Origin of the sequence: Achromobacter sp. NFACC18-2 (genome assembly GCF_900108985.1) — a bacterium.
In the GTDB taxonomy this organism is placed as follows: domain Bacteria; phylum Pseudomonadota; class Gammaproteobacteria; order Burkholderiales; family Burkholderiaceae_B; genus Achromobacter.
Genome location: NZ_FNYM01000005.1, coordinates 310,332 through 333,978 on the forward strand (window position 1 = coordinate 310,332; position 23,647 = coordinate 333,978).

General features: G+C 65.7%; 23 protein-coding genes. 15 read left to right on the plus strand and 8 right to left on the minus strand.

What is annotated here, in order from left to right:
• Nucleotides 1–6: 6 nt before the first annotated feature.
• On the minus strand, nt 7–777 hold the full coding sequence (locus BMW75_RS10200) for a helix-turn-helix domain-containing protein (RefSeq protein WP_092579024.1): 771 nt from the start codon (nt 775–777) through the stop codon (nt 7–9).
• Between the two features lie 256 nt (nt 778–1,033).
• Nucleotides 1,034–1,405: a DUF2946 family protein gene (locus tag BMW75_RS10205; protein ID WP_092579026.1), complete on the minus strand. Its 372-nt coding sequence runs from the start codon at nt 1,403–1,405 to the stop codon at nt 1,034–1,036.
• 1,107 nt (nt 1,406–2,512) lie between these two features.
• Between BMW75_RS10205 and BMW75_RS10210 the strand changes: the two genes are divergently transcribed.
• From BMW75_RS10210 to BMW75_RS10250, 9 genes are all read left to right on the plus strand, one after another.
• On the plus strand, nt 2,513–3,871 hold the full coding sequence (locus BMW75_RS10210; RefSeq protein WP_175493141.1) for an amino acid permease: 1,359 nt from the start codon (nt 2,513–2,515) through the stop codon (nt 3,869–3,871).
• A 5-nt stretch (nt 3,872–3,876) separates the two neighbouring features.
• Nucleotides 3,877–4,284: a hypothetical protein gene (locus tag BMW75_RS10215; RefSeq protein WP_139208522.1), complete on the plus strand. Its 408-nt coding sequence runs from the start codon at nt 3,877–3,879 to the stop codon at nt 4,282–4,284.
• A 53-nt stretch (nt 4,285–4,337) separates the two neighbouring features.
• Complete coding sequence (locus tag BMW75_RS10220; protein ID WP_092579032.1) at nt 4,338–4,871, plus strand: fimbrial protein; 534 nt, start codon at nt 4,338–4,340, stop codon at nt 4,869–4,871.
• Nucleotides 4,872–5,073: 202 nt separating this feature from the next.
• Complete coding sequence (locus BMW75_RS10225; protein WP_092579130.1) at nt 5,074–5,616, plus strand: fimbrial protein; 543 nt, start codon at nt 5,074–5,076, stop codon at nt 5,614–5,616.
• A gap of 104 nt (nt 5,617–5,720) precedes the next feature.
• On the plus strand, nt 5,721–6,458 hold the full coding sequence (locus BMW75_RS10230) for a fimbrial biogenesis chaperone (protein WP_092579034.1): 738 nt from the start codon (nt 5,721–5,723) through the stop codon (nt 6,456–6,458).
• Nucleotides 6,341–8,953 (plus strand): fimbria/pilus outer membrane usher protein, encoded by a 2,613-nt coding sequence (locus BMW75_RS10235; protein ID WP_254791980.1) that lies wholly within the window; start codon nt 6,341–6,343, stop codon nt 8,951–8,953. Before BMW75_RS10230 ends, BMW75_RS10235 begins: the two co-directional genes overlap by 118 nt.
• Nucleotides 8,944–10,110: a fimbrial protein gene (locus BMW75_RS10240; protein ID WP_092579038.1), complete on the plus strand. Its 1,167-nt coding sequence runs from the start codon at nt 8,944–8,946 to the stop codon at nt 10,108–10,110. The genes BMW75_RS10235 and BMW75_RS10240 overlap by 10 nt, the downstream gene beginning before the upstream one ends.
• Before the next feature lie 174 nt (nt 10,111–10,284).
• Nucleotides 10,285–10,629 (plus strand): acyl carrier protein, encoded by a 345-nt coding sequence (locus BMW75_RS10245; protein ID WP_254791981.1) that lies wholly within the window; start codon nt 10,285–10,287, stop codon nt 10,627–10,629.
• A 13-nt stretch (nt 10,630–10,642) separates the two neighbouring features.
• A complete protein-coding gene (locus tag BMW75_RS10250) occupies nt 10,643–11,875 on the plus strand; it encodes a beta-ketoacyl-[acyl-carrier-protein] synthase family protein (RefSeq protein ID WP_092579040.1) in 1,233 nt (410 codons plus the stop codon).
• Between the two features lie 22 nt (nt 11,876–11,897).
• Here the strand turns inward: BMW75_RS10250 and BMW75_RS10255 are convergent, their stop codons facing one another.
• Nucleotides 11,898–12,803: a DNA/RNA non-specific endonuclease gene (locus tag BMW75_RS10255; protein ID WP_092579043.1), complete on the minus strand. Its 906-nt coding sequence runs from the start codon at nt 12,801–12,803 to the stop codon at nt 11,898–11,900.
• A 179-nt stretch (nt 12,804–12,982) separates the two neighbouring features.
• Here BMW75_RS10255 and BMW75_RS10260 point away from each other — a divergent pair, with 179 nt between their 5' ends.
• Nucleotides 12,983–13,309 (plus strand): hypothetical protein, encoded by a 327-nt coding sequence (locus BMW75_RS10260; RefSeq protein WP_175493142.1) that lies wholly within the window; start codon nt 12,983–12,985, stop codon nt 13,307–13,309.
• On the opposite strand, the gene BMW75_RS10265 is transcribed toward BMW75_RS10260, so the two are convergent.
• Nucleotides 13,306–14,253, minus strand: a complete 948-nt coding sequence (locus BMW75_RS10265) for a LysR family transcriptional regulator (RefSeq protein ID WP_092579132.1) — start codon at nt 14,251–14,253, stop codon at nt 13,306–13,308. The genes BMW75_RS10260 and BMW75_RS10265 overlap by 4 nt on opposite strands.
• A gap of 114 nt (nt 14,254–14,367) precedes the next feature.
• On the opposite strand from BMW75_RS10265, the gene BMW75_RS10270 reads away from it, so the two are divergent.
• The 3 genes from BMW75_RS10270 (at nt 14,368) to BMW75_RS10280 (ending at nt 17,725) form a co-directional block, all read left to right on the plus strand.
• Nucleotides 14,368–15,324: a hydroxymethylglutaryl-CoA lyase gene (locus BMW75_RS10270; protein ID WP_092579047.1), complete on the plus strand. Its 957-nt coding sequence runs from the start codon at nt 14,368–14,370 to the stop codon at nt 15,322–15,324.
• A 35-nt stretch (nt 15,325–15,359) separates the two neighbouring features.
• A complete protein-coding gene (locus tag BMW75_RS10275; RefSeq protein ID WP_092579049.1) occupies nt 15,360–16,592 on the plus strand; it encodes a CaiB/BaiF CoA transferase family protein in 1,233 nt (410 codons plus the stop codon).
• Nucleotides 16,593–16,732: 140 nt separating this feature from the next.
• Nucleotides 16,733–17,725: a Bug family tripartite tricarboxylate transporter substrate binding protein gene (locus BMW75_RS10280; protein WP_254791982.1), complete on the plus strand. Its 993-nt coding sequence runs from the start codon at nt 16,733–16,735 to the stop codon at nt 17,723–17,725.
• A gap of 17 nt (nt 17,726–17,742) precedes the next feature.
• Here the strand turns inward: BMW75_RS10280 and BMW75_RS10285 are convergent, their stop codons facing one another.
• Complete coding sequence (locus BMW75_RS10285; RefSeq protein WP_092579051.1) at nt 17,743–17,985, minus strand: YdcH family protein; 243 nt, start codon at nt 17,983–17,985, stop codon at nt 17,743–17,745.
• Nucleotides 17,986–18,237: 252 nt separating this feature from the next.
• Here BMW75_RS10285 and BMW75_RS10290 point away from each other — a divergent pair, with 252 nt between their 5' ends.
• Nucleotides 18,238–19,389, plus strand: coding sequence for a sterol desaturase family protein (locus BMW75_RS10290; protein WP_092579053.1), 1,152 nt, complete (start codon nt 18,238–18,240; stop codon nt 19,387–19,389).
• A gap of 75 nt (nt 19,390–19,464) precedes the next feature.
• Here BMW75_RS10290 and ycaC read toward each other — a convergent pair whose 3' ends face one another.
• The 3 genes from ycaC to BMW75_RS10305 form a co-directional block, all read right to left on the minus strand.
• Nucleotides 19,465–20,097, minus strand: coding sequence for an isochorismate family cysteine hydrolase YcaC (gene ycaC, locus BMW75_RS10295; RefSeq protein WP_076515620.1), 633 nt, complete (start codon nt 20,095–20,097; stop codon nt 19,465–19,467).
• Between the two features lie 128 nt (nt 20,098–20,225).
• Complete coding sequence (locus tag BMW75_RS10300) at nt 20,226–21,197, minus strand: LysR substrate-binding domain-containing protein (protein WP_092579055.1); 972 nt, start codon at nt 21,195–21,197, stop codon at nt 20,226–20,228.
• 48 nt (nt 21,198–21,245) lie between these two features.
• Complete coding sequence (locus BMW75_RS10305; RefSeq protein ID WP_092579057.1) at nt 21,246–22,205, minus strand: AraC family transcriptional regulator; 960 nt, start codon at nt 22,203–22,205, stop codon at nt 21,246–21,248.
• A gap of 317 nt (nt 22,206–22,522) precedes the next feature.
• Here BMW75_RS10305 and BMW75_RS10310 point away from each other — a divergent pair, with 317 nt between their 5' ends.
• Nucleotides 22,523–23,569, plus strand: coding sequence for an aldo/keto reductase (locus BMW75_RS10310; protein WP_092579059.1), 1,047 nt, complete (start codon nt 22,523–22,525; stop codon nt 23,567–23,569).
• Nucleotides 23,570–23,647: the final 78 nt, after the last annotated feature.

Consider the following 23,647-nt stretch of genomic DNA (forward strand, 5'->3'; position numbering starts at 1 on the left):
ATGCATCTACGTCGGCAGGCGGCACACATCATCCCGGCCTTTCGCGATGGCTGTAAGCGCCACCCGATCGACGATTCTCAATTGCCTGCCCTGTACATCGATGATGTCTTCGCGCTTGAGGATGTTAATCAGCCGGCTGACAGTGGCCAGCGTCATTCCCAGCATGCTGGCGATATCGCTGTACGTCATGCGTAGTGAGAAGCTGTCGGGCGCATATCCGAGGGCGGCGTGCCGCTCCGCAAGGTCCAGAACAAACGACGCGATTCGTGGCCCGGAGCGCTGCCTTGTCTGGGCCAGGAGCTTCTGAAGCCGTATCAGTTCGCCGCTCATGAATCCCCGGATCTGAGACTGGATTTGCGGGAATTGCGGCGTCAGGGCGTCCAGGGTGTCCAGGCGTATCACGCAGACTTCGCTGGATTCCAGCGCTGTCGCCGTCATGCCGTGGCGGCGCTCAAACAGGCCGGAGAAACCCAAAAGATCCCCGGGAAGGTGGACAGCCGCCACCTGGTCAGGCTTGCATGGGTCTGCCCAGTGCGTCTTGAGCGAACCGGCGCGAACGGCAAAGACCGCATGGTGCGAGTCGTGCTGGCTGAAAAGTACTTCGCCTTTCTTGAGCCGTACGCGAGTATCGATGCAGTCGCTCAGGCTGGCGACCTCGGGATCGTTCAGACGGCGCGGCAGGCAGCAGCCGCGCAACCGGCAGTCGGTGCAGCTGACGCTGGGTTTAAAGGGCAGGGATGCCGCAGGCTGCACGGAAGCAAAGAAAGTCATCGTCATGTTCGTTTGCTCGCTATGAATGGGAGGACGGCGATGCGGAATGAGTCGCGCGCCGTCGAGCCTCGCGGCCGGTTGCCCAGGCAGGCAACGCGTCGCGAAGATCGTCTACGTCGGTGAAAGAGGGGGAAGGCGGGTCCGATCAGGCCCGGATCAGCGGGGCTGGATCCGGGCAGGAGCGGGTAGGCGTGGCCGCCAGAACCTCGGCATCGACGGGCACCGTGGCATGCGCTGAATCAGCGCGTCGCACGGGCGGCGATCAGCCGAGCAAGGAGGGAGGGGCGCGGGATCCAAGCGGCGGACCCTGCGCGGGCAAAGGTGGAAGCGCGCGCGAGACGTCGAAGGGAATCGACGGCGCGGCCTGCACGGGCAGTGCAACCGATGGCGCTGTCGCGGGCGGGGCCGCCGTCACATGCGTCAGCAGGCCGAAGGGGCACTCCATCCCGAGGGCTGTCTGGTCGCCATGGTCCGAGGCATCCGAGCCGCCGCCCGTGAGCGAGAGGGAAATCTTCGAGACCGTGCCCGCTGCCGTACAGAACGTCAGCTCGACACGGCCCTTTTCCAGCGCGCGGACGTCCGGCATATAGCCCGCGGGCACCAGGCCGCGCACCGTGATTGCCAGCAACAGCATCCACAGGACCGCACGGGCGTGCCTGAAAGTCAGCGCGAAGGTGGGGCCCCACGGGGCGTGTGCAGCCAAATGTCGCGGGCATTCGCGCGCAGACTGGGCGTTGCGCGTATGTCGATCCGGGGCGCGGCCAACGCCGCCGCGCGTGAGACGTAGGGCGGCGCTCCTGTGAGCTCCCGTCATCGCTGCTCTATGACCGTGAGCGGCAGCCATTCAGATGCTGCCTTTTCTGCGCTGATCCGGATCCAGCCGTTGTGCCTGCGATATGCCGTCACTTGGCTTCCCGCACCGACAACGCGGATGACCGGAGCACTGTGCTCCGGCCATTCAAATACCGCAGCGTCCACGCGAACGCGGAGCGTTGCTGCGGACGCCGCTCCCGCGGCTGGCGCGAGGGTCGAACTTGGCGCATCAGGTCTTATCTGGCTGAGGCCGGTACTTGACGGTGAGGAAGGTCCCACAGTTTGCGGAATAGTGGCTGAACGCGGAGCGGTCGGACGTGATGTCCCCGTTCCCACCCGGCAGACCTTGCTCCAAGAAATGCATGAACCACCGCATGGTTGTCCCTTGGTGCAGTTTCGGGCGTGCGCATTCGTTAACGCCATTATGCTCAACAGCACCAAACCGATCAGTGCCAGCAATTTGTTGGCTTTCATCTGCATGACTCCGTCGTAGAAAATTTAAGCCGGAGAAAGTGTCATTCCGCTCTTTTACTGACGTTCAGGCCAGTAGTGATTGATCTTTCACAAGGTCCCGCATCAATTCGAATGTGGGTCAATGCTGTCATTCTCGCGGATAGACCGCGCTGGCGCACGATATGCCTTGCAGGGATGGCGGCCTGTCCTTCAGGTGAAAGGGCCTCCTGCGAGGCTCGCGGCAGGGCCGCAGTCAGGCCGTGCATGCTGGCCGGCGGACGCAATTCTCTCGCCGCGCCTTTCGTAATCCTTCTACATACGTACATTGGAGCCAGGCCTAAAGTCTCGTCCCAATGAGGCTTCGCCCTGCCTGAGGTGTACCCCTCGATTTCCGGGAGAGGTACCCGCCATGAATCACTTGAACCACATATTGAACAGAGAGTCGGCCCTGCCAGCTGTGCTAAGCGGTCGGCAAATGTCCATGGTCGCTTTCGGTACGGTCATCAGTTACGGGTTGGTGTCGGGCAGCGCGCTGCCGCTGCTGCTGGCCGGCCCGGCCGCGTTTCCCGCCTACGTGGCGGCAGCGCTGGTGGTGCTGGCCTTGATGGCCGGGCTCAGCCGCCTCGTCGCCCAATACCCCACGCCCGGCGCATTCGGTTCCTACGCGGAATGCACCCTGGGGCCTGCCATGGGGTTTCTGGTGCGCGCGGCATACCTGGCCTCTCTCGTCCTGATCATCGGAACCGAAGTGTCCCTGCTCGTTCCCGTGCTGGCGGCCTGGCTGCCTCAGGCCTCTCCTGTTTGGCTGCTGGCTGGCGTGCTTGCAATGCTCACGCTGGTCAACATGGCGGGTGCGCATGCATTCGCGCGCTGCGAAGTCGCATTGTCGATGCTCAAGGTGGGGGGGCTGATCGCCCTCATTGGCCTGGCATTTCACTACACCACGCAGGGGCCTTCCACACCTGCGCAATCTTCCTCCGAACTGACGTCCGTCTTCGGCTCCGTGCCTTTCATCAATGTCTGGCAGGCCTTCATGCTTGCGACGCTTGGCTTCGTCGGCATCGAATCCCTGGCCATCGTGGCCGCTGAAACGAGATCCACCGCCAAGGGGCTGCGCCGCACGCTGCGTATCACCTCCTTCGCCGTCGTGGGCCTGGCGCTGGCTGCGGTTGCAGCGGCGTCGGTGCTGCTCGACAGCGGCGTGAGCTCACTGTCCCGGCCCCTCTTCGCCACGTTGCTCGACTTGGCCCGCTTGCCTTGGTCGAACACGCTGTTTCGCGCGCTGGTGCTTGTGACGATCCTGTCGGTGCTCAACAGCCAGATCTATTGCGCCTCGCGCATGCTCTTCAGCATGGCGCGCGCCGGGCAGGCGCCGGCAAGGCTGGGCCGTTCATCCCGCCGGGGACCCGGCCGCGCAGTTGCCGTGACCGGCGGGCTGTCCATCGCGGTGCTGGGGGTCAACACCTGGCTGCCCGGCGACGCCTACGTTGTGGCGACGTCGATCGCCATTAGCGGCTTGTTGTTCGTGTGGCTGGCCATCTTCCTGACGCATGCCCGCCGCGATCTTGGCCGCGATGCCATATTCCTGCGCTCGTCCATGCAAAGCCGCTTGCGTGCCGTACCCGCCATCGTTGGCGCCGTGGTGGTGGCGGCGATCGCCGGCTCCACCCTGGTGATCGACGAATTCGCCGCCACGCTGCACATCGGCCTTCCTTTCCTCCTCCTGCTTTGGCTCGGCTACGCGGGCTTCACATTCCTTTCCCGTTCAACGCGCTCGACGGGCCGAGCGTCTGCCATGGCAGACCGCCTGTCCGCGCCATTCCAGACGGAGTGATGTCCATGAGCAATCACGCCTATTGGGTCGACTACGACAGAAAGATCGTGTGCAACGAATTGCGCCGTCAGGAACTCATTTCGTTCCAGGACTGGGTCTACGACGCAACGAATTGCGCACGGCGCTTCTCGCCGACCAGCTACCTCGGCTATCGGCTCTGGGCAAAGCCATGTCTGCGGCTGATGCACAGGCATCCGCCGCTGGCGAAAAAACTTGCGGTGGTGGTTCGCTGGATGGTCGCCGACCTGAAGCACGAACTGGGCGTTAGCAAGCAGCGGCACCTGCTGGGCAGGATCGTGCGGCGCGGCATTTTCTGGCCCGCCAATCTGCTCTTGGGTTGTCTTGCGCGACTAGTTTGGATCGATACCGGCGTCTGCGCCGGCCGGACCCGAAGGCAAGCACTTGGGCGGTAGTTCAATCCGCCATTTCGTTGTTTTTTTCTTCCACTTAGATAGGTCTTTACGTCATGAAAAAGCTCGTCATCAACGCCCTGATCGCCTCCGCCTTCGCCGCCTTCGCGGGCGCCGCGTCGGCCGATACCGGCAACATCTCGTTCCAGGGCGAGATCACCACTTCGCCTTGCTCGATCGGTGGCGGCCAGCAGGGCGCAGACATGGTGGTGTCCATGGGCTCCATCTCCACCAACTACTTTGCCAACGTGGGCGACCGCGGCCCCGCCTCCGCGTTCAGCATTTCGCTGCTGAATTGCGACGTCACGACGCTGGGGACGGCCTCCATCGCCTTCCGTCCGGGCGCTGGCAGCGTCGTCCTCGGCCGCCTGCTGGGTCTGGAAAACGGCGCGGGTGCGCAAGGCGTGGCCATCGCGCTGGAAGATGTCGCGAGCAATACCGACGTGGTCGTTGGCGGCGCCGCCAAGACCTACACGCTCGCCGAAGGCACCAACGTTTTCAACTTCAAGGCTTACTACGAAGCGACCGAGACGTCGGTGACCGCGGGTCCCGCCAACGCGCGCGCGGTGTTTGAAGTCACGTACTCGTAATTCGCGCAGACGCGCGTACGGCGGGCTGGGAGTAGCTCCCGCCCGCCCGGGTTCTACGCAAGGCCGCCCGCGCGGACGGCCTTGCGACCCCTGAACCTCGCCCGCCTTGTGCGCCCTGGGCGCACCGCCGTAACGCTGCTTGTCTGGATGGCGGCGACGCTCCATTACCGCACGCCAGATCGTACTGGGCGTGCTTGACGACATGAAACTCAACAAAGCAAAACTCGCTGTTGCGGTGGTTCTCGTGGCGGCGTCCTGGGTGGCGCATGGACAGTCCGTGACACTCAGCATTTCCGGGCGTATCACGAGCACCCCTTGCACCGTATCGGTGGACGCGGTGGTGATGGGCGATGTGCCGATTTCCGAGTTCAGCGCAAGCAGAACGCCGGGTCAGCAGTACTGGAAGGATTTCTCCGTGACGTTGGGCGGGTGCGAAGTCTCCACCCTGCAGGCCGCCAGCTTGCGATTCAACGGCACCACGGCGTTTGGCGACGCAGGCATTCTGGCGTTGACGGCGGTCCAGGGCGCCGCCACGGGCTTCGGTGTGCAGGTGCAGACCAAGGATGCCATACACGGGTCCGGGCAGATCGTGCGCATGGATGGCAGCGAGTCCTACGCATTCAACGTGAACTCAAGCAAAAGCACTTTTCAGTTCACCAGTTCCTACATTTCTTCTCCCAGCGCGACCGGCATCCGATCAGGAACGGCCGACGCCACCGCGACGATCACGCTGACCTACTCCTGAATCATCCTGGGGATCCACCCCGCCATGCATCCGATGCGGCGGCGGCGGTCCAACTCAACCTGAACATCAGCCGGCTTGTCCGCAAAGAGCCGCGCGCCAGCATCATGAACATTCTCTCCAAGCGCATTCTTTCTGTCGTGGCCACGCTCGGTGCGCTGGCCTTCAGTTCCGTCCACGCGGCCGTGCAGTTGTCCAGCACGCGCGTCATCTTCAATGAAAAGGAAAAGAGCGTCTCGATCAACGCCAAGAATCACGGCACGGATCCCTTCGTCGTGCAGGCATGGATCGACGGCGAGTCCGAGGAAATGGAAACGCCGTTCTTCGTGACGCCGCCCTTGAGCCGTTTCGACGGCGGTACCGAACGCAGTCTCACGATCACCCGCGTGGGCGGCGGCATGCCCGTCGATCGCGAGAGCTATTACTGGCTGAACGTGCTCGAGATCCCGCAAAAGAAAAAGGGCGCCTCGGAAAACAGCCTGACGCTGGCCACGCGCACCCGCATCAAGCTGTTCTATCGCCCGGAAGCCATCCAGAAAATGCCCCGCGATGCGTCGCTGGTGCAGTGGTCCTGGCAGAAGGACGGCAAGGGCTGCCAGCTTGCGATCAAGAACACGTCGGTGTTTACCGTCAATTTCTCGGGCATTGACGTCCCGGGCGAAGCGGATGGCTTTGGCCGCACTGTCGTGGCCAAGCCGTTGACCACGACGCTGCTGCCGTTGGCGAAGTGTCCCAGCGGCGCGACGAAGGCCACGGCGAAAGTCGTCAACGACTATGGCGTGGTGGAATCCTGGGCAGAGGTTGCGGTGCCCGCTGGCGCCGAAGCACAAGCGCGCGGGCAGTGAAAATGATCGCGAATCAGGCCCGCGCCGTTTTCTCGGCGGTCGTGATTCTCGCCGCTTGTCTCGTCGGCCGTGCGGCAGAGGCCGACCAGGACGCGGCAACGTTCGATAGCAGCTTTCTGTATCAAAAGGCGGGCGCGACCGGCGTCGACTTGTCGGTGTTCGCGTTTTCCAACCGCGTCCTGCCGGGCACGAAGTCGGTCATGATCCAGCTTAACCGCGAGGCTTTCGGCATGCGCGAGATCGATTTCGCCGCCGTGGAGGGCATGGAGGACGCGCAACCGTGTCTGCCCGTGCCGTTGCTGAAGGAAATGGGGGTAAAGATCGAGGCCTTTCCCGCGTTGCAGACCGCGACCGGCTGCACCGGGGCGCTCAAGACGCTGCCTTCCGCCGAGGCGCGCTACGACCAGGACAAGAACATCCTTGACGTTTCCATCGCCCAGGCGGCGTTGGATCGCAAGGCACGGGGCACCGTTGCGCCCGAACTCTGGGACAACGGCGCAACCGTGTTCTGGTCGTCCTATCGTTTGTCGCACAATGCCTCCCGCTTTTCCGGCGGCCAGGGCAGCAGCACCAGCAGCACCTTTGCCAGTTTCCGCAACGGCTTCAATCTGGGGGCATGGCGCCTGCGGGCCAACGGAAACTATTTCCAGAGCGCGGGAAGTTCCAGCTTTGACTGGAGCGACCTCTACGCCGAGCGCGACGTGGCGCCTTGGCGCGGGTGGTTGCGCATGGGCGACAGCGCCACCCCGGGCAACATTTTCAATGCGACGCGGTTTCGCGGCGTGATGCTTCAGTCCGACGATGGCATGCTGCCGGACAGCCAACGCGGGTTCGCACCCGTGGTGCGCGGCATCGCGCCTTCCAACGCCAAGGTGACCGTGCGGCAGAATGGCTACGCGATCTACACGACGTTCGTGCCGGCCGGGCCTTTCGTCATCGACGATCTTTACTCGACGCCGGGCGGCGGCGACCTCGAAGTGACCATCGAGGAACTGGGCGGCCGCACCACGCGCTTTTCTCAGCCGTTTTCGGCCCTGCCGACCATGTTGCGCGAAGGAACCTGGAACTACAGTTTTGCCTTGGGCCAGCATCGGCAGAGCTACGTGAACGAACGCCCGATGATGGCGCAGATGACGCTCGCGCATGGACTGCCTTTTGGGGTGACGGCGTACGGCGGTCTCACCGGTGCGCAGGGTTCGTACTACGCGGGAGCCGCCGGGCTGGCGCTGAACCTGCGCGAACTCGGTGCGCTTTCCACGGATGTGACGACCTCTCACTCGCGCGGCGCCGACGGAAAGAAGCTGGTTGGCACGGCGGCGCGTATCCAGTACGCCAAGGCCTTTCCTTCGCTGGGTACCGACCTGACGCTGGCGGGCTACCGGTACAACTCGGATGGTTACCGCAGCCTGGACGACGCGGTGCGGGATCGCAGCTCGAACAACGCGTTTCGCGGATACGAGCGAATGCACGAATACCAGTTGTGGCTCTCTCAACGAGTCGGAAGCATGAGCTCCATCTCGTTCAACTACTACGGCATCGTCTATCGGAACGCTCCCCGCGCCGCGTCGTTCGCGCAAGTTTCCTATTCCAGCGGTTTTGGCCGGTTGGGATACTCGCTCAATTACGGCATCAACAGCAGCCCCTGGCAGAAGCGCCAGTCGACATTCATGCTGACGCTCAGCATACCGCTGGGCGGCACGCATAGCGCGAGCTACTCGCTGTCGCGCAACCAGGGCCAGGGAGTGAGCCAGGACGTCAATCTCAGCGGGGCGCTGACCGACGACTACGCGATGACCTATGCGGTGCAGGGCGGCGTGACGCAGGGGGCGCCGGGCGGCGGCAATGGCGGCCGGGGATATGCCGCGGTGGGCTACGCGTCTCCCGTGGGCGTGGCCAACGTCAGCCATGCCTACAACGCTGGCGCCTCCAATACGAACATCGACTTCAGTGGCGCGGTCGTCGTGGACAAGAAAGGCTTCCTGCTCGGACAGAACATCGGCGAGACCGCCGTCATCGTAGACGCGCCAGGTGCAGCCGGCGTGGAGGTCGAGTCCTATCCCGGCGTGCGGACCAACAGCGCGGGACGGGCTTTGGTACCGTCCGCGACGCCGTACCGCGAGAATCGCATCTCCTTGAAGCCCGACTATGACGATACCCATGCGACGCTGGGGCAGAACGTCGCCACTGTCGTCCCCAGCCGCGGCGCGATCGTGGTCGCGAAGTTCGACACCGAATTGGGTCGCACGATACTGGTGGTGCTCAAGGATGCGGCCGGCGCAGCCTTGCCGTTTGGGGCGGCGATCCACGAACCGGACGGCAAGCAGCGCGGCATCGTGGGACCGGTGGGACGCGCCTGGCTGACCGGGTTGGAAGGCGTCAGCAGGTTCACGGTGCAATGGGGCGAAGGGCAGGCGCAGCATTGCGCATTTGAAATCGACGCATCTTCGGTGGCATCCGGCGCCGAGGAATCGACCAAGGAGCTGACATGCAGCTAATCCATGAAAAGGCTCAGAGCATGCCTGGCCCGCTGAAGGGGGCGGGACGCGTCTTGGCAGCGTGTTGCCTCGCATTGCTCGGCGCCGCCGGCGGCGCGCCCGATGCGCAGGCGGGTCCGCTCGACGCGAGAGCAATCCGATGCTATGTCAACCAAGGTGGCATGGGGCCCAGCAGGACAATGTACTCCGCGTATGCCGGCAACCAGTATTCGATTTACGCGGGAAGAACTTCCGTGGCGGTGCCGGCCAACCCGACGCGTGGCCAGCCGTTCTTCGCGGTGGAGCTGGCGCTGCCGCGTCTGGAGGGTGGGGAGCGGGGCAAGGCGGCCCCGTTGTACGCCTGCCCGCCAGGAGCCTCGGAAACTTTTGCCAGCTCAAGGCCCTTGATCGGGGGCACCGACATCTACAAGACCAGCCGCCAGGGCATCGGCTTTCGCATCTTTTACTATGTGACCGACAGCTCGTCCCAGACCGCGCCGATCACCTACATCAATAATTTCTCGAGCGGTGCGCTCGTATTTCCGTTCAACAGTTCCGAATACCTGCCCAACGCCCGGACGCGCATCGAGGTCGTCGCGACCGGCGACCCGATCGTACCGGGCTCACTGAACACGACCGAAATATCCGCTGTTACGACGCTGGCGAACCTGGGAATGGCGTCGCCGCCCGTTAACCTCTACGCCGTTTCCATGTACGGCAACGTCTCGTTCTCGGTTCCGACCTGCAGCGTGTCCAATCCGACCGCCCTGAGCATCACACTGCCCGACGCCAACGTGGCGGCGTTGAAGGCAGGCACCGCCGGAAGCGTCTCATCGACCACGCTGCAGGTCATGTGCACCAGCAGCAGCGCGCAGGCGCCGACGCTGTCCATCGCCGGATCCACGGTTCAGGGCTATGACACGACGCTGAAAAATCAGGAAGCTGCCGCCACGGCCGCGAAGGGGGTCGGCGTGACATTGTGGGTATACGACACGCAGACCGGCACCTTCCGCCCGCCCAAGATGGGCGTGGCCGACAAGAACCTGGGCTCGCCCGTCGGGGCGGTTCCCACGGCGAGCTGGTCCTATCAGATCGGGGCCAGCTACCAACAGGTAGAGCCGACGCCCACGGCGGGGGCGGTGAGCGCCAAGGCGACGCTGACCTTCAGTTATAGCTGACGCCGCCCTGGCGGATCGCGGCCGCGGCAGCGTCCTGCCGACGGTCGTCCGTACTTCTCCCGCCCGTCCCTCGCCTATGTCGTCGCCTGTGTCATATAGTGGAACCGTCTGGTTTCTGGAAGACGGCGCCTTCTTCGCGACGGTGGCGGTTCATTTTTTTATGGGGCCATGACCATGCAAACCCAAGCGGCATCTCCCGTCCTGCCGGACGACGCCATCCTGCGCGAAAAGCTCGCCGACATCATTTCCGACGTGTGCCGTTGCGATCGCGGCCCGCTGCTGAATGACGAGCCATTTTCCGCCGTCATCACGCAATTCGACTCGCTGGCCATCCTGGAGATCCTCCTCGAGATCGAGACCCTGTTCGGCATCCCGACGGACGAAATGCTGCCCGCCGATCATGCGGTGGGCGCGCAGGAGATCACGAGCGTCTTTCCCTCGGACCTGTCCGCCTTGATCGTCTACATGCGCAAGGTTGTCGACCGCATGGCTGCCGCCCCCGTCGCGTCAGCCGCCTAGCCGGAGCTGCGCCATGACGCAACGTCGATCTGTCGTGGTCACCGCCATCGGCATGGTGACGCCCGTGGGCGACAACGCCGAGCAGACCTTTGATGCGCTGATCGAAGGCCGGTGCGGCGTGGCGCGCTCGCCGGACGGCGGCATCGACCGGCGCGTGGGCCATGTCCGGACCGATGTGGCCGCGGGGCTGCATCCCGCACAGGTCCGCATGATGGACCGGGTGACGTTGATGGCGCAGCATGCCGCCGCCGAGGCGATGGCGCGCGCCGCCCTGGAGGACCGCCACAAGGCGCAATGCGGCGTTTTCATCGGGACCGGCATCGGCGGCGTGTCCACGCTGTGCGAGGCTGTCGAGGCCTATCACGGCGTCGTGCCCCGGCGGACGGTGCTGGTGGTCCCCGCGACCATGCCGAATGCGCCGGCGGCGCACATCGCGCAGCAGCTCACCTCTACCGCCGAGGCCCAGACCTACACCACCGCCTGCTCGGCGGGCGCCGTCGCCATCGGCGAAGCCTTCCGACGCATCCGCGACGGCTACCTGGACGTGGCGATCGCGGGCGGCGCGGAGGCCATGCTCACGCCGGTGATCATGGCGGCGTGGAAGCAGCTGCACGTATTGTGTGCGGACCCCGAAAGCGGCGATGAAGGCAGTTGCCGCCCGTTCAGCCGCCGGCGCACCGGCTTCGCGCTGGCCGAGGGCGCCGCGATGCTGGTGTTGGAATCGGCGGATCACGCCGCGGCGCGCGGCGCGACGCCCATCGCGGAACTCTGCGGATACGGCGTCAGCAACGATGGCACGCACCCCTTGCGTCCCGACCCGGACGGCCAGTCGCTGGCCATGTCCCGATGCCTGGCGGATGCCGGCCTGTCGCCCGGCGAAGTCGGCTATGTGAACGCCCACGCGACGGGCACCTTGGTGGGCGACCGGATCGAGACCGCAGCCATCAGGCGCGTTTTTGGGGCTCAGGCGGACGCGTTGCCCGTCAGCAGCATCAAGGGCGCCATCGGCCACACCATCGGTGCGGCGGGCGCGATCGAAGCGGCGGTGACCGCGATGGCCGTCGCGCGAGGCGTCGTGCCGCCCACCTTGTTTTTTGAACCCGGGGATGCGCAATGCGATCTGGACTACGTGCCCGGACGCGCGCGCCAATTGCCCGGGCTGCGGGTGGCGATCAGCAATTCCTTCGGCATGGGCGGCAACAATGCCGTGCTGGCGTTTCGACAGGCGGCCGGGACGCGGGGGTGAGCGGTGCGGCTCGCGCGGGCGTTCAGCGGGCAGGCAGCAACTGCATGCCTGTGCGCCGCTGGAACTCGTCGTAGCTGATGGGCGCGCCCGCTGTCGTGTTCGGGCTGTTGGCCTGCCAATGCACCCACGAACGCCCCGTGGCCGCGTCATAGACGACCTTGAAGAGATGGCTGGGCACCGCCACGCCCGAGCCGATCTCCTTGGGCTTGTCGCCATAGTACGGACCGGTGAAGACGTAGACGTCGCCCGAGGCGCGCATGACGTATTTGCGGGTGTCCTGTTCGATCTGGCTCCATGGGCCGCCATTGTGCCGCTGGTCCTGCGGCACCATGTTGGCGAGCGAAAAGCTCTGCGCCATGGCCTCGTGTGTGGACATGTCGCCCGCCGGCGCCATGTGGCCGCGCGAGTAGCCCGAGCCGCGGTAGTCGGCCAGCTCGGCGCGTTCGGCGCGCGGCACGCGGGCCTCGGCATAGAACTTGTCGGACCGCTCCATGCCTTGCGCCTGCGTCAACACGCTGCGGTTCAGGCGCTCGGCAACGAACACCGGCGTCTTCGTCTGGCCGTTGTGCAGGATGGCGAAGTTTGAAAAGCAGAGTTCTCGCAGCGCAAGGCTGGCGGGCACGACAGGGGGGCGTTGCTGCGGAAAGAACTGCGGGCAGTCGGCAAAGCGCGTGTGGGCCAGGCCGCCCGCCGGCACCGCCGCGGGCGCGAACTGTTCCTGGGTCGGCCAACCGACGCGCGCGAGGAGTTCGTCAAGCGAGAGGTTGGGGCGCCACTGGGGGTTCAGCGCATAGGTGGCGGCGCCGAACGTGGCCAGCGACGTGAGCGCAAACGTACGCAGGAATCGGTAGATGCGGCCGGGGCTGGCGCTCTTGCTTCTGCCTGCCGGGGCTTTCCTTCTGGGTGCTGATTTCTTCGCGCGGGTCATACTGCCTGTGTGTTGCGGGCCGGCGCCTCTTCGCGCTCGGCAACTGGCGGCATTGTAGATGACCGCAACTTGACGGCGCCGTCGGCCCCGGGGAAGGGGGGGCGAGGTATTCTTATGGTCGTCCGACATTCACAGACACGGCAGCCGCGCAGGCAGGCTGACAGGATCGGGGAAACCGAATGAGACCGTCATTGCTTTTCGTGGCCGCCCTCGTGGCGGGGTGCGCCGCCCCAACGTCGGGCGACCTGGTCACGCAGGCCAAGGTGCAAGCCATCAAGATCAACGTCACGACGTTTGACGACATGGTCCGGGATTTCGGCCCGCCCCGGTCGCAGCGCGTCGATGCGCGAGGGCTGCGGACCGCGTCATGGTTCTACTTCAACAACAGCGAGTACGGCGCGATGCAGGACCAGCGCATGCTGACGGTGATCTACAACCCCGACGGCACGGTCAAGGAGTACATGAACGCGTCCGTCGGCGAAAAGGACACGGCGCGGCCACGCTAGCGCGGGCGGCGCGGCCGATCCTTCGGCGCAGGGACAGGCTGCGCAGCCGCGCCCGCGGCCACCAGGTGTTCCAGCAGCAAGGCCGCGGCGGCCGTCAGGCCCGTCTCGCTGCGCATGCAGATCGCGAAGCGCCGGCGGCTCCAGGCATCCTTCAACGGCAGCACGCGCAGGCCGTGCGCCAGGGCGTAGGGCGTCGCAACCTCGATGGGGGCGACGCTGATCGCAAGGCCGGCCAGCACGACGCGAAAGGCTGAATCGAAATTGCTGACCGTCACGCGGTGGCGCAGCGTCCGGCCGCTGTTGCTGGCCGCCGTCTGCAGCATCCGCAGCACCGCGCCTGCGGCGGGCATGCTCACATGCTCGTACGCCAGCGCTTCCTCGAAAAAGACGGCTTCCTGCTCGGCCAGCGGATGCCCCGGCGCCGTGACCACCGCCAGTCGGTCGCCGCGGTAGGGGCGGTGCGCCAGCCCATGGAATTCGGCGGCGTCCCAGCAGATGCCCAGGCTGGCGATGCCTTCCTTCACGCCGCGCACCACCTCGTTGCTCACCCGTTCTTCCATGTCCACGCGGATGTTGCGGTGCGCCTCCGCCTGAAGAAACGACGCGATGTCTTCCGCCAGGGACTCGGCCAGCACCGAGGCGGTGGCCAGTATCCGCACCTGCCCCTTCACGCCGCTCGCGTAGGCGGACATGTCGCGTTCGATGCGGTCGGAGCTGGCCAGGATGGCGCGCGCGTGCTCCAGCAACGTTTCTCCGGCCTCCGTGGGTTCGACGCCCCGGCGCTTGCGCGTGAGCAGCTTCGCGCCGACGGTGTCTTCCAGCTGGGCGAGCCGTTTGCTGATGGCCGAGCCAACGATGTTGGCGCGCTGCCCGGCGCGGGCGATGTTGCCGGTCTCGCAGACGGAGATGAAGAGGCGCAGGGTGGTGATGTCGAGGTCGCGCATGGCGGTCATCCTGACGTGATATTCCAAATGGGAATTTTAAGCGTTCCGAAATACCGCTTGTGCGCAAATAGGGAATATCTAAACTGGGGCTTCCCTTACCCACGCAATCGCGCCATGCCCCAGCTTGAATCCCCCTGTCGCCCGTCCGCCGTCACGGTTCGTGAAGTGGGGCTGCGCGATGGCCTGCAAAGCCTGTCGGTGGTGATGCCCACGCACACCAAGCTCGGCTGGATCGATGCCGCCTATGCGGCGGGTCAGCGCGAGATCGAAGTGGGCTCCTTCGTGCCCGCCCGGCTGCTGCCGCAATTGGCGGACACGGCCGAACTGATTGCCCACGCCAGGCGGCTCCCCGGCCTGGCCGTGTCGGTGCTGGTTCCCAACCTGAAGGGCGCCGAGCTGGCCCTGGACAGCGGCGCCCACCTGATGCTGGTGCCGCTGTCGGCCAGCCACGCCCACAGCCTGGCGAACCTGCGCAAGACGCCGGACGAGGTGGTGGCGATGGTCGGCCAGATGCGGGCCGCGCGCGACGCGGCCGGGTCGTCCGTGCTGATCGAGGGCGGCGTCGGAACGGCCTTTGGCTGCACCTTGCAGGGCGAGGTGCGGCCGCAGGAAGTGCTGCGCCTGATGCAGGCGCTGCTGGATGCCGGCGCGGACCGTGTGAGCCTGGCCGACACCGTGGGCTATGCCGATCCCGAGGCGGTGCGGCGCCTCTTCGAGGCGGCGCGGCGCATCGCGGGCGACCGGCTGTGCTGCGCGCATTTCCACGACACGCGCGGACTGGGGCTGGCCAATGTCCTGGCCGCGCTGGATACCGGCGTGGCGCGCTTCGACGCCTGCCTGGCCGGCATCGGGGGCTGCCCGCACGCGCCCGGGGCCAGCGGCAATGTCAGCAGCGAGGACCTGGTGTTCATGCTGGAAAGCATGGGCATCGAGACGGGCGTCGACCTGGACCGGCTGCTTGCATTGCGCGAGGCCGTCGCCGGCTGGTTGCCGGACCAGCCCCTGCACGGCGCGTTGTGGCGCGCCGGCCTACCCAAGACTTTTCGCGCGCGCCCCGGCCTGGCGGCCTGAGCCCGCGCTTCAACGCGACTCCTGCGAGCCTTTTCATGCCTGACACCCCCGACACCCCCGACGCCGCCGGCGCTCCCGCCTCCCGTCCCTTGCCGCTGGCCGGCCTGCGCGTGGTGGAATTCACGCACATGGTCATGGGGCCCACCTGCGGGATGGTGCTGGCCGACCTGGGCGCCGAAGTCATCAAGGTCGAGCCCGTCAAGGGCGACCGGACCCGCCACCTGCTGGGCGTGGGCGCGGGCTTTTTTCCCATGTTCAACCGCAACAAGAAGAGCATTGCGCTCGACATCCAGAGCCCAGCGGGCGCCGAGGTGGCGCGCAGGCTGGCCCTCAGCGCCGACGTCGTCGCGGAAAACTTCCGGCCCGGCACGATGGCGAAGTACGGCCTGGACCATGCCTCGCTGTCCAAGGAGAATCCGCGCCTCATCTACGTCAGCCACAAGGGATTCCTGCCCGGTCCGTATGCGATGCGCACGGCGCTGGACGAGGTCGTGCAGATGATGGGCGGGCTGGCGTACATGACCGGCCGGCCGGGCGATCCAGTGCGCGCCGGGACCAGCGTGAACGACATCATGGGCGGCATGTTCGGCGCCATCGGCGCGATGGCCGCACTGATCCAGCGCGGCATCACCGGGCGCGGCCAGGAGGTGCAGTCGGCGCTGTTCGAGAACAACGTGTTCCTCGTCGGCCAGCATATGTTGCAGTATGCGATCACGGGGCAGCCCTCGGCGCCGATGCCCGAGCGTGTGTCGGCCTGGGCGCTGTACGACGTGTTCACGGTCAAGGACGGCGAGCAGATCTTCCTGGCGGCGGTGAGCGATGCGCAGTGGGTGACTTTCTGCGATGCCTTCGGGTTTGACGACCTGAAGAACGATCCGGCGATGGCCACGAACAACGACCGCGTCCGTTTGCGGCCCACGCTGCTGGCGGACTTGCGCCGGCGGCTGGCGAATTACCGCGCGGCCGAATTGGGCGCCATCTTCGAGCGCGCCGGCCTGCCGTTCGCCCCCATCGTCAAGCCGGAGGAGCTGTACGACGATCCGCATCTGCGCGCGACGGGCGGGCTGGCCGACATCCGGCTGCCCGACGGCGAGCGGGCGGGGCAGACGGCGGGCGCCGCGCTCTTTCCCCTGATGATGGACGGCCAGCGGCTCGGGGTGCGGCGCGACCCGCCGGTGCTGGGAGCGGACACCGAGGCGTTGCTGCAGGGGCTGGGCTACGACGCCGGACAGATCGCCGCGCTGCGCGAGCAGGGCGCGGCGGCCTGAGCCAAAGGCGCCAGGAACGCCAAAAACGCCAAGAACGCCGGAACGGGCAGTGGGTAGCGTCGAAGTCGCAGTAGCAGTAGCAGTAGCAGTAGCAAACGGCCGCACAAGTCGGCCGGTCCAACAATCATCAGGAGACAGACATGAGCAATCAACGCGCAGGCGGGGGCTGGAGCCGCCGCCAGGTGATCGGGGCGCTGGGCGCCGCTGTGCTGGGCGCGCCCGGCTTGACGTGGGCGCAGTCGGACCGGCCGGTGAAATTCATCCTGCCGGTGGGGGTGGGTTCCGGCGTGGACACGATCACACGGGCAGCGGGGCCGGCGCTGTCCGCGGCGCTGGGACATACGGTGGTGGTCGAGAACCAGCCGGGCGCCGGCGGCATCGTGGGTACGTCCGCGTTGGTGCGCTCGGCGCCGGATGGATACACGCTCAGCATGCTGTCCAACAACCACGTCATCTTTCCCAGCGTCTACAAGACCCTGCCTTTCGATCCGCTGACCGACATCACGCCGATCAGCATGGTGGGCATGACGCCGTTCCTGCTGGTCGCCAATCCCCGGAACATTCCCGCCAATGACATCAAGGCGTTGACGGCGCTCTTGAAGAGCCAGCCCGGCCGCTACAACTACGCGTCGTCGGGCAACGGCACGATCCTGCACCTTGCCGCCGAGATGTATGTGCAGCAGGCGGGTGTGAAGGCGCGGCACATCCCGTACAAGGGCGTGGGGCCGATGATGGCCGATCTGATCGGCGGGCAGGTGGATTTCGGGGTGCTATCGCTGCCGTCAGTGCTGCCGCAGATCAAGAGCGGCGCGCTCAAGGCGTTGGGCGCCTGCGGCGGCGAGCGCATGGCGGCGCTGCCCGACCTGCCGACGCTGCGCGAACAGGGGCTGGCGGACTATGAGATCGGCGGCTGGTTCGCCGCGGCCGGGCCTGCGAAGTTGCCGAAGGCGGACGTTGCGCGCATCTATGACGCGCTGGGACGCGCGTTCAATTCGCCTGCCGTGAAGGAAGCGATGGCGACGCAGAACAACCGTATCGTCCTGATGCCGCCCGAGCAGACGGTGGCGTACTTCCGTTCCGAGATGGCGAAGTACGCCGCCGTCGTCAAGAGCGCGGGCCTGGAGCCGATGTAGCCCGCGCCGAGGGCGCGCTAGCTGTCCTTGCCGCTGGCGTCGCCGTTCTTGTCGGCGGCGCGGAGCAGGCCGTATAGCTTGTCCTTGAGGTGGAGTTTTTCTTTTTTCAGCACCTCGATGGCGGTGCTCGAGGACGGCTTGATGCCGTCCTCCATATTCTGGATTTCCTGGTCCAGATCGTTGTGCCGCTGGAACAGCGCCGAAAAATGGGCGTTTTCGGACTTCAGTTGGGTAATGAGCTCGCGGTATTCAGGGAACATAAAGGCCTCTTGAGGAACCGGTTGACGGGACCGACGATGCGCCTGGCTCGACGCCTCATCAGCGTCAAGCCCATGACACGCCAACGCCATCGCCTTGTCAACCTTGCCACCCGCCGCCCGGGGCCGCCCCGTTGACCGGGCGCAAGGGGCGCCGCGAAATGCGTCATTCTGTCGCGTACTTTCACGTTTGATTACAAGGTGGTCTGTCCCCGGCGATACACTCGCTTCCCCTTGGACTGTCCTGTAATCGCAATGAAACAGCGTGGCGCGCCCATTTATCGGCGAGTATTGGATCTATTCAAACAAGATGGCCGGATCGATCCGGGCACCGGAATGATGAGCGGCGTGATTGCGCTTTTTCTGGCCATCCTGTCGGTGCTGGGCGTGTTGGCATTCCATTTCCCCGCCTATCTCACCACGCCGGAACTGCGCAATTTCTATTCGGTGGAAGCAATGCGCACGCTGCTCTTTGGCGCGCTGCTCGTGTCGGGCTCGATCGCGCTGGCCAACACCGTGCTTGGGCGGCAGCGTTGGCTGAACATCTCGGCGTTCGTGCTGGTCTGCTGCGCGGTCGCGGCGGGCGGAAGCCAGGTCGCAATCAGCGCGTCCAGCGCCGGGGGGCATCCGTATCTGGGCCTCGATTGGTTCATCCTGGACCTGCTGGCCTCCAGCACCGTGTTCATCATTTTTGAAAAGCTGACGCCGCTCTATCCCGGCCAGCCCGTGTTCCGCGGCGAGTGGCAGGTGGACATGAAGCACTTCCTGTTCAATCACCTGTCGGTGGGCGCGGTGCTGCTGTGCATCAACTTCTTCATCCACCGGTTGTTCTCGTGGGCGGCCTACGAACCGCTGCAACACGCCATCCAGTCCATGCCGTACCTGCTGGAGCTTTTCGTGGCGGTGCTGGTGGCGGACCTGGCGCAGTACGCCGCGCACCGCATCTACCACGAGGTGCCGTTCATGTGGCGCTTCCACGCCGTGCACCACAGCACGCGCACGCTGGATTGGCTGGCGGGTTCGCGCCTGCACATCGTGGAACTGCTGATCACGCGCGTGGCCGTGCTGGGCGTGTTGTTCGTGCTGGGCTTTTCCAAGCCGGTGCTGGACGCCTACATCATCATCGTGGGGTTCCAGGCGGTGCTGATCCATTCCAACGTGAAGCTGCCGTGGGGCTGGCTGCGCTACATCATCGTGACGCCGGATTTCCATCATTGGCATCATTCGTCCGACACCGAGGCGATCGACAAGAATTACGCGGCGCATTTCGCCTTCATCGACTACCTGTTCGGCACGGCGGTGCGCGGGGCCGGCAACCGGCTGCCGCAGAACTACGGCATCCTGGACAACGACATGCCAGGGACGTTCCTGGCGCAGCAGGCGTATCCCTTCGCCCGCCGCAAATGAATGGCAAAGGCCCAGGTGAATTCACCTGGGCCTTTTGGCTTTGGTCCCGGCGGTGTTCCGCCGGTCACGCGGCGGTCAGCCTTGCTTGGCCGCCTGGAGGGCCGAGTACGACGCCATCAGGTTGCGGTAGTCCGGGATGTGGTTGGCGAAGAGCGTGCCCAGGCCCTGCACGTCGTTGCGCCAGTCGCGGTGCAGTTCGCACGCCACGCCGAACCACGACATCAGTTGCGCGCCGGCCTGCTCCATGCGCCGCCAGGCCGCGTCGCGCGTCACTTCGTTGAAGGTGCCCGACGCGTCGGTGACGACGAACACGTCAAACCCTTCTTCAATGGCCGACAGCACGGGGAACGCGACGCAGACCTCGGTGACCACGCCGGCGATGATCAATTGCTTCTTGCCGGTGGCCTTGACCGCCTTGACGAAATCTTCGTTGTCCCAGGCATTGATGTTGCCGGGGCGGGCAATGTAGGGGGCGTCGGGAAACTTGTCCTTCAATTCCTGGACCAGCGGGCCGTTGGGGCCGTCTTCGAAACTGGTGGTCAGGATGGTCGGCAGCTTGAAGTATTCGGCCAGGTCGGCCAGGGCCAGCACGTTGTTCTTGAACTGGTCGGGCTGGAAATCGCGCACCAGGGACAGCAGGCCTGCCTGGTGATCCACCAGCAGAACGGCGGCTTGGGACTTGTCGAGCTTCACGTAGGGTTTGGTCATGGCGGATTCCTTGGTCGATCCAGGTTTGCGCGGTGGTGCGCGGTGTTGGGAACAACGCTGAGTGCGTAGAAAGAATCTTAAATTCAGGACGACCGCTCCGGTAGATCGCCAAATTGCGTCTCAGAGTTCTATTTATCGGACAATGAGGTGGGCGGTTGCAGGACGGGAAGGCCGTGGCGCGCCTGACTCTGCGCTTCGCGCCGGGCGTTTTCACGATACGCCTCTCCCATGAAATCCAACAGTTCCCGTACCGCGGGCAGGAGGCCGCGGCGGGACGGGAACACCGCGTGTACGCTGCCTGGCTCGGGCTGCCAGGGCGCGCCCACCGTGACGAGCGTCCCCGCGTCGAGCTCTTCGCGGATCATCAGCAGGGGCAGGGCGACGATGCCCACGCCCCGCAGCGCCGCCTGCTTCAGCGCCAGCATGTCGTCCGTGACCAGCCTGGGCATGAACGGCACGGTCAGGCGCGCGTTGTCCGGTCCCAGCAGACGCCATTGGCATTCGCGCTGTTCGGTGCCCAGCGCGAGCGCCGGCTGCCGGCTGATGTGCTGCAAGTCCGCGGGATGGGGTAGGCCGCGAGCCAGCGCGGGGCTGGCCACCAGGCTCTGGCAGCTCATGCCCAGGTGCTTCATGACCAGGTCGCTGCTTTCGAGCGCGCCGAAGCGCACCCGCACGGCGAGGTCGAAGCCCTCGCGCAGCACGTCCACCGGGCGGCTGAAGCTCTTGAGGTAGACGTTCACCTTGGGGCACTTTCCCATGTAGCGCGCCACCACGTCGCCCAGGAAATAGTAGATAAGGGCGGGCGGCGCGGCGATACGGATCGTGCCCTGCGGTTCGGCGTGGGTGCGGTCGATGACATCCTGCGCCGCCTCGGCGCCCGCCAGCATTGCCAGGCACTGGTCGTAGTATTCCTGCCCCAGCTCCGTCACCGCGAACGTGCGGGTGGACCGCTGGATCAGGCGCACGCCCAGGCGCTCTTCCAGCAGCGCGATGCGCCGGCTCAGACGCGACTTGGGGATGCCCAGGGCCCTGCCGGCGGGGGCGAATCCGCCGTGCTTGACGACCTCGACGAAGTAATAGAGGTCATTCAGGTCATGCATGCATAGTCCTCGTCAATCCGGGTGGGGGTAGGGGGCGGGCGGCCCGCTTCAGGCGGCCAGCGCGGTTTCGTCCTTCCAGCGCTGTTTGTCGCGCAAGGGCGGCGCGCCGAAGAGGCGGCTGTACTCGCGGCTGAACTGCGACGAACTCTCGTAACCCACCGCATGCGCCGCCAGCGCCACGCCGGCGTCGTCCGTCAGCATCAGGCGCCGCGCTTCCTGCAGGCGCAGGTGCTTCTGGTACTGCAGCGGGCTCATGGCGGTGGCCTGCTTGAAATGGTGGTGCAGCGACGACACGCTCATGTGCACGTCGCGCGCGATCTCCTCCACCCGCAGCGGCTGGGCGAAATTATCACGCAGGATGCGGATCGCCTTGGCCACGCGGTTGAGCTGGCTGTCCTGCAAGACCGTCTGGCGCAGCACGACGCCCTGGCCGTTCATCAGCAGGCGATACAGCAGTTCGCGCTTGATCATCGGGGCGAGGATGGGGATGTCGCGTGGGGTGTCCAGCAGCCGCAGCAGGCGCACCACCACGTCCAGCAGCGTGCCGCCCAGCGGATTGACGCAAAGGGCGCGTGAGGTTTCCGCGGGGACCAGCGGCGGCAGGTTCTCGTCGCTGATCAGCGCGGTGATCTCCTCGGGGTTCAGGTCCAGCCGCAAGCCCAGGTAAGGCAGGGTCGGGCTGGCGACGGACACCTTGGCCACCACCGGCAGGTCCACCGACGAAATCAGGAAATGGAAGGGATCGTATTCATAGGTCTCGTCGCCGATGAAAAGACGCTTCGACCCCTGCGCGATGACCGCCAGCGCGGCCTTTTGCAGGGCTGGCTTGGCGCCGGTGGGTTGCGACAGCCGGTGCAGGTACAGGCCCTCGATCGGCGTATCCAGCGCCCCTTCCAGGGCGCCGGTCATGCGCTCCAGCGTGCATAGCAGCTCGGCGCGGGCAAGTTCGCAGGCGGCGTCCTGGACCGCGTAGGCCGGCTCGCCCGATCGGGCAGGATTCAGGGACATTGGGGGACTCCCGTTGCGTGCCTGCCGCAGGCGGGAATCGCCGCGGCGGCAGAGAATTGGGTGCCTGTCAGTGTATTGCCATCGGTCAGTGCGCGTGGCGGGCCGCCCAGGGGAATGGAGAATCAGGCAGGAATTTCGGAGAAAACGGCGGGTTCCGGTGCCCAGGCCGCGGCGCCGGAGAATCGGGCAAAAAAAGGGCAGGATCGAGCAGCGCGTGCGAGCTGACCCGGACGCATACTGTCTGCTCCCCCGGCAGGTTGCCGCAGCGGTCCCCGTTCCGGGGGCCGGCGTGCCCGCCAGCCCCTGAAGGAGCAAACATGCGATACAAGAAATTCGGCAGCACGGGCCTGTTCGTCTCGGAGCTGTGCCTGGGCACCATGACTTTCGGTGGCGAAGGCGAACTCTGGAGCAAGATCGGCAACCTGCAACAGGAAGACGCCAACCGGCTGGTCGGGCGCGCGCTGGAGGCCGGCGTCAATTTCATCGACACGGCGGACGTCTATTCCGAGGGCCGCTCGGAAATCATCACCGGCCAGGCCTTGCGCGACCTGAAGGTCGCGCGCGACGACGTGGTGGTCGCCACCAAGGTTTTCGGGCAGACGGGCGCGGGCGTCAACGCCCGGGGCAATTCGCGCGTTCATATCCTGGATAGCGTCAAAAAGAGCCTGTCGCGCCTGCAACTGGACCACATCGACCTGTATCAGATCCACGGCTTCGACCCCGCCACGCCCATCGAGGAAACCCTGCGGGCGCTCGACACCCTGGTGCAGCACGGTCATGTGCGCTATGTCGGCGTCTCCAACTGGGCGGCCTGGCAGATCATGAAGGCGCTGGGCATTGCCGAACGCCTGGGCCTTGCGCGCTTCGAGTCGCTGCAGGCCTATTACACGATCGCGGGCCGGGACCTGGAGCGGGAACTGGCGCCCATGCTGCAGAGCGAAGGCGTCGGGCTGATGGTCTGGAGTCCGCTGGCCGGCGGGCTGCTGAGCGGCAAGTACCGCCGCGACGGCGAAGCCGAAGCCGGCAGCCGCCGGGCGGCGTTCGATTTCCCGCCCGTGGACCGGGAGCGCGCCTACGACACCGTCGACGCCATGCGGCAGATCGCGGACACGCGGGGCGTCTCGGTGGCGCAGATCGCGCTTGCCTGGCTGTTGCACCAGCCGGTCGTCACCAGCGTCATCATCGGCGCCAAGCGCGTCGACCAGCTCGAGGACAACCTGGCGGCCACGGACATCCGGTTGACGCAGGAAGAGCTGGCGGCGCTGGATGAAGTCAGCGCGCTTGCGCCGGAATATCCGGGCTGGATGCACGTGCGCCAGGGCGAATTCCGGCGCCAGCAACTGCGCGAGTCGGGCGCGGCCTGATCCGGCTTGCGCTCGGGAATGGACGGGCGGCCGATGCTCATGTGGAGGGCCAAGGACAAACTCTGTACGCCAACCGCG

What these genes read in the sequence shown, in the direction of transcription:
- BMW75_RS10300 (WP_092579055.1), bottom strand. Translation starts at nt 21,197, where the DNA reads ATGCATGACCTGAATGACCTCTATTACTTCGTCGAGGTCGTCAAGCAC.
- BMW75_RS10280 (WP_254791982.1), top strand. Translation starts at nt 16,733, where the DNA reads ATGAGCAATCAACGCGCAGGCGGGGGCTGGAGCCGCCGCCAGGTGATC.
- BMW75_RS10265 (WP_092579132.1), bottom strand. Translation starts at nt 14,253, where the DNA reads ATGCGCGACCTCGACATCACCACCCTGCGCCTCTTCATCTCCGTCTGC.
- BMW75_RS10310 (WP_092579059.1), top strand. Translation starts at nt 22,523, where the DNA reads ATGCGATACAAGAAATTCGGCAGCACGGGCCTGTTCGTCTCGGAGCTG.
- BMW75_RS10305 (WP_092579057.1), bottom strand. Translation starts at nt 22,205, where the DNA reads ATGTCCCTGAATCCTGCCCGATCGGGCGAGCCGGCCTACGCGGTCCAG.
- BMW75_RS10250 (WP_092579040.1), top strand. Translation starts at nt 10,643, where the DNA reads ATGACGCAACGTCGATCTGTCGTGGTCACCGCCATCGGCATGGTGACG.
- BMW75_RS10205 (WP_092579026.1), bottom strand. Translation starts at nt 1,405, where the DNA reads ATGCTGTTGCTGGCAATCACGGTGCGCGGCCTGGTGCCCGCGGGCTAT.
- BMW75_RS10270 (WP_092579047.1), top strand. Translation starts at nt 14,368, where the DNA reads ATGCCCCAGCTTGAATCCCCCTGTCGCCCGTCCGCCGTCACGGTTCGT.
- BMW75_RS10290 (WP_092579053.1), top strand. Translation starts at nt 18,238, where the DNA reads ATGAAACAGCGTGGCGCGCCCATTTATCGGCGAGTATTGGATCTATTC.
- ycaC (WP_076515620.1), bottom strand. Translation starts at nt 20,097, where the DNA reads ATGACCAAACCCTACGTGAAGCTCGACAAGTCCCAAGCCGCCGTTCTG.
- BMW75_RS10255 (WP_092579043.1), bottom strand. Translation starts at nt 12,803, where the DNA reads ATGACCCGCGCGAAGAAATCAGCACCCAGAAGGAAAGCCCCGGCAGGC.
- BMW75_RS10240 (WP_092579038.1), top strand. Translation starts at nt 8,944, where the DNA reads ATGCAGCTAATCCATGAAAAGGCTCAGAGCATGCCTGGCCCGCTGAAG.
- BMW75_RS10200 (WP_092579024.1), bottom strand. Translation starts at nt 777, where the DNA reads ATGACGATGACTTTCTTTGCTTCCGTGCAGCCTGCGGCATCCCTGCCC.
- BMW75_RS10215 (WP_139208522.1), top strand. Translation starts at nt 3,877, where the DNA reads ATGAGCAATCACGCCTATTGGGTCGACTACGACAGAAAGATCGTGTGC.
- BMW75_RS10225 (WP_092579130.1), top strand. Translation starts at nt 5,074, where the DNA reads ATGAAACTCAACAAAGCAAAACTCGCTGTTGCGGTGGTTCTCGTGGCG.
- BMW75_RS10260 (WP_175493142.1), top strand. Translation starts at nt 12,983, where the DNA reads ATGAGACCGTCATTGCTTTTCGTGGCCGCCCTCGTGGCGGGGTGCGCC.
- BMW75_RS10230 (WP_092579034.1), top strand. Translation starts at nt 5,721, where the DNA reads ATGAACATTCTCTCCAAGCGCATTCTTTCTGTCGTGGCCACGCTCGGT.
- BMW75_RS10220 (WP_092579032.1), top strand. Translation starts at nt 4,338, where the DNA reads ATGAAAAAGCTCGTCATCAACGCCCTGATCGCCTCCGCCTTCGCCGCC.
- BMW75_RS10275 (WP_092579049.1), top strand. Translation starts at nt 15,360, where the DNA reads ATGCCTGACACCCCCGACACCCCCGACGCCGCCGGCGCTCCCGCCTCC.
- BMW75_RS10210 (WP_175493141.1), top strand. Translation starts at nt 2,513, where the DNA reads ATGTCCATGGTCGCTTTCGGTACGGTCATCAGTTACGGGTTGGTGTCG.
- BMW75_RS10285 (WP_092579051.1), bottom strand. Translation starts at nt 17,985, where the DNA reads ATGTTCCCTGAATACCGCGAGCTCATTACCCAACTGAAGTCCGAAAAC.
- BMW75_RS10245 (WP_254791981.1), top strand. Translation starts at nt 10,285, where the DNA reads ATGCAAACCCAAGCGGCATCTCCCGTCCTGCCGGACGACGCCATCCTG.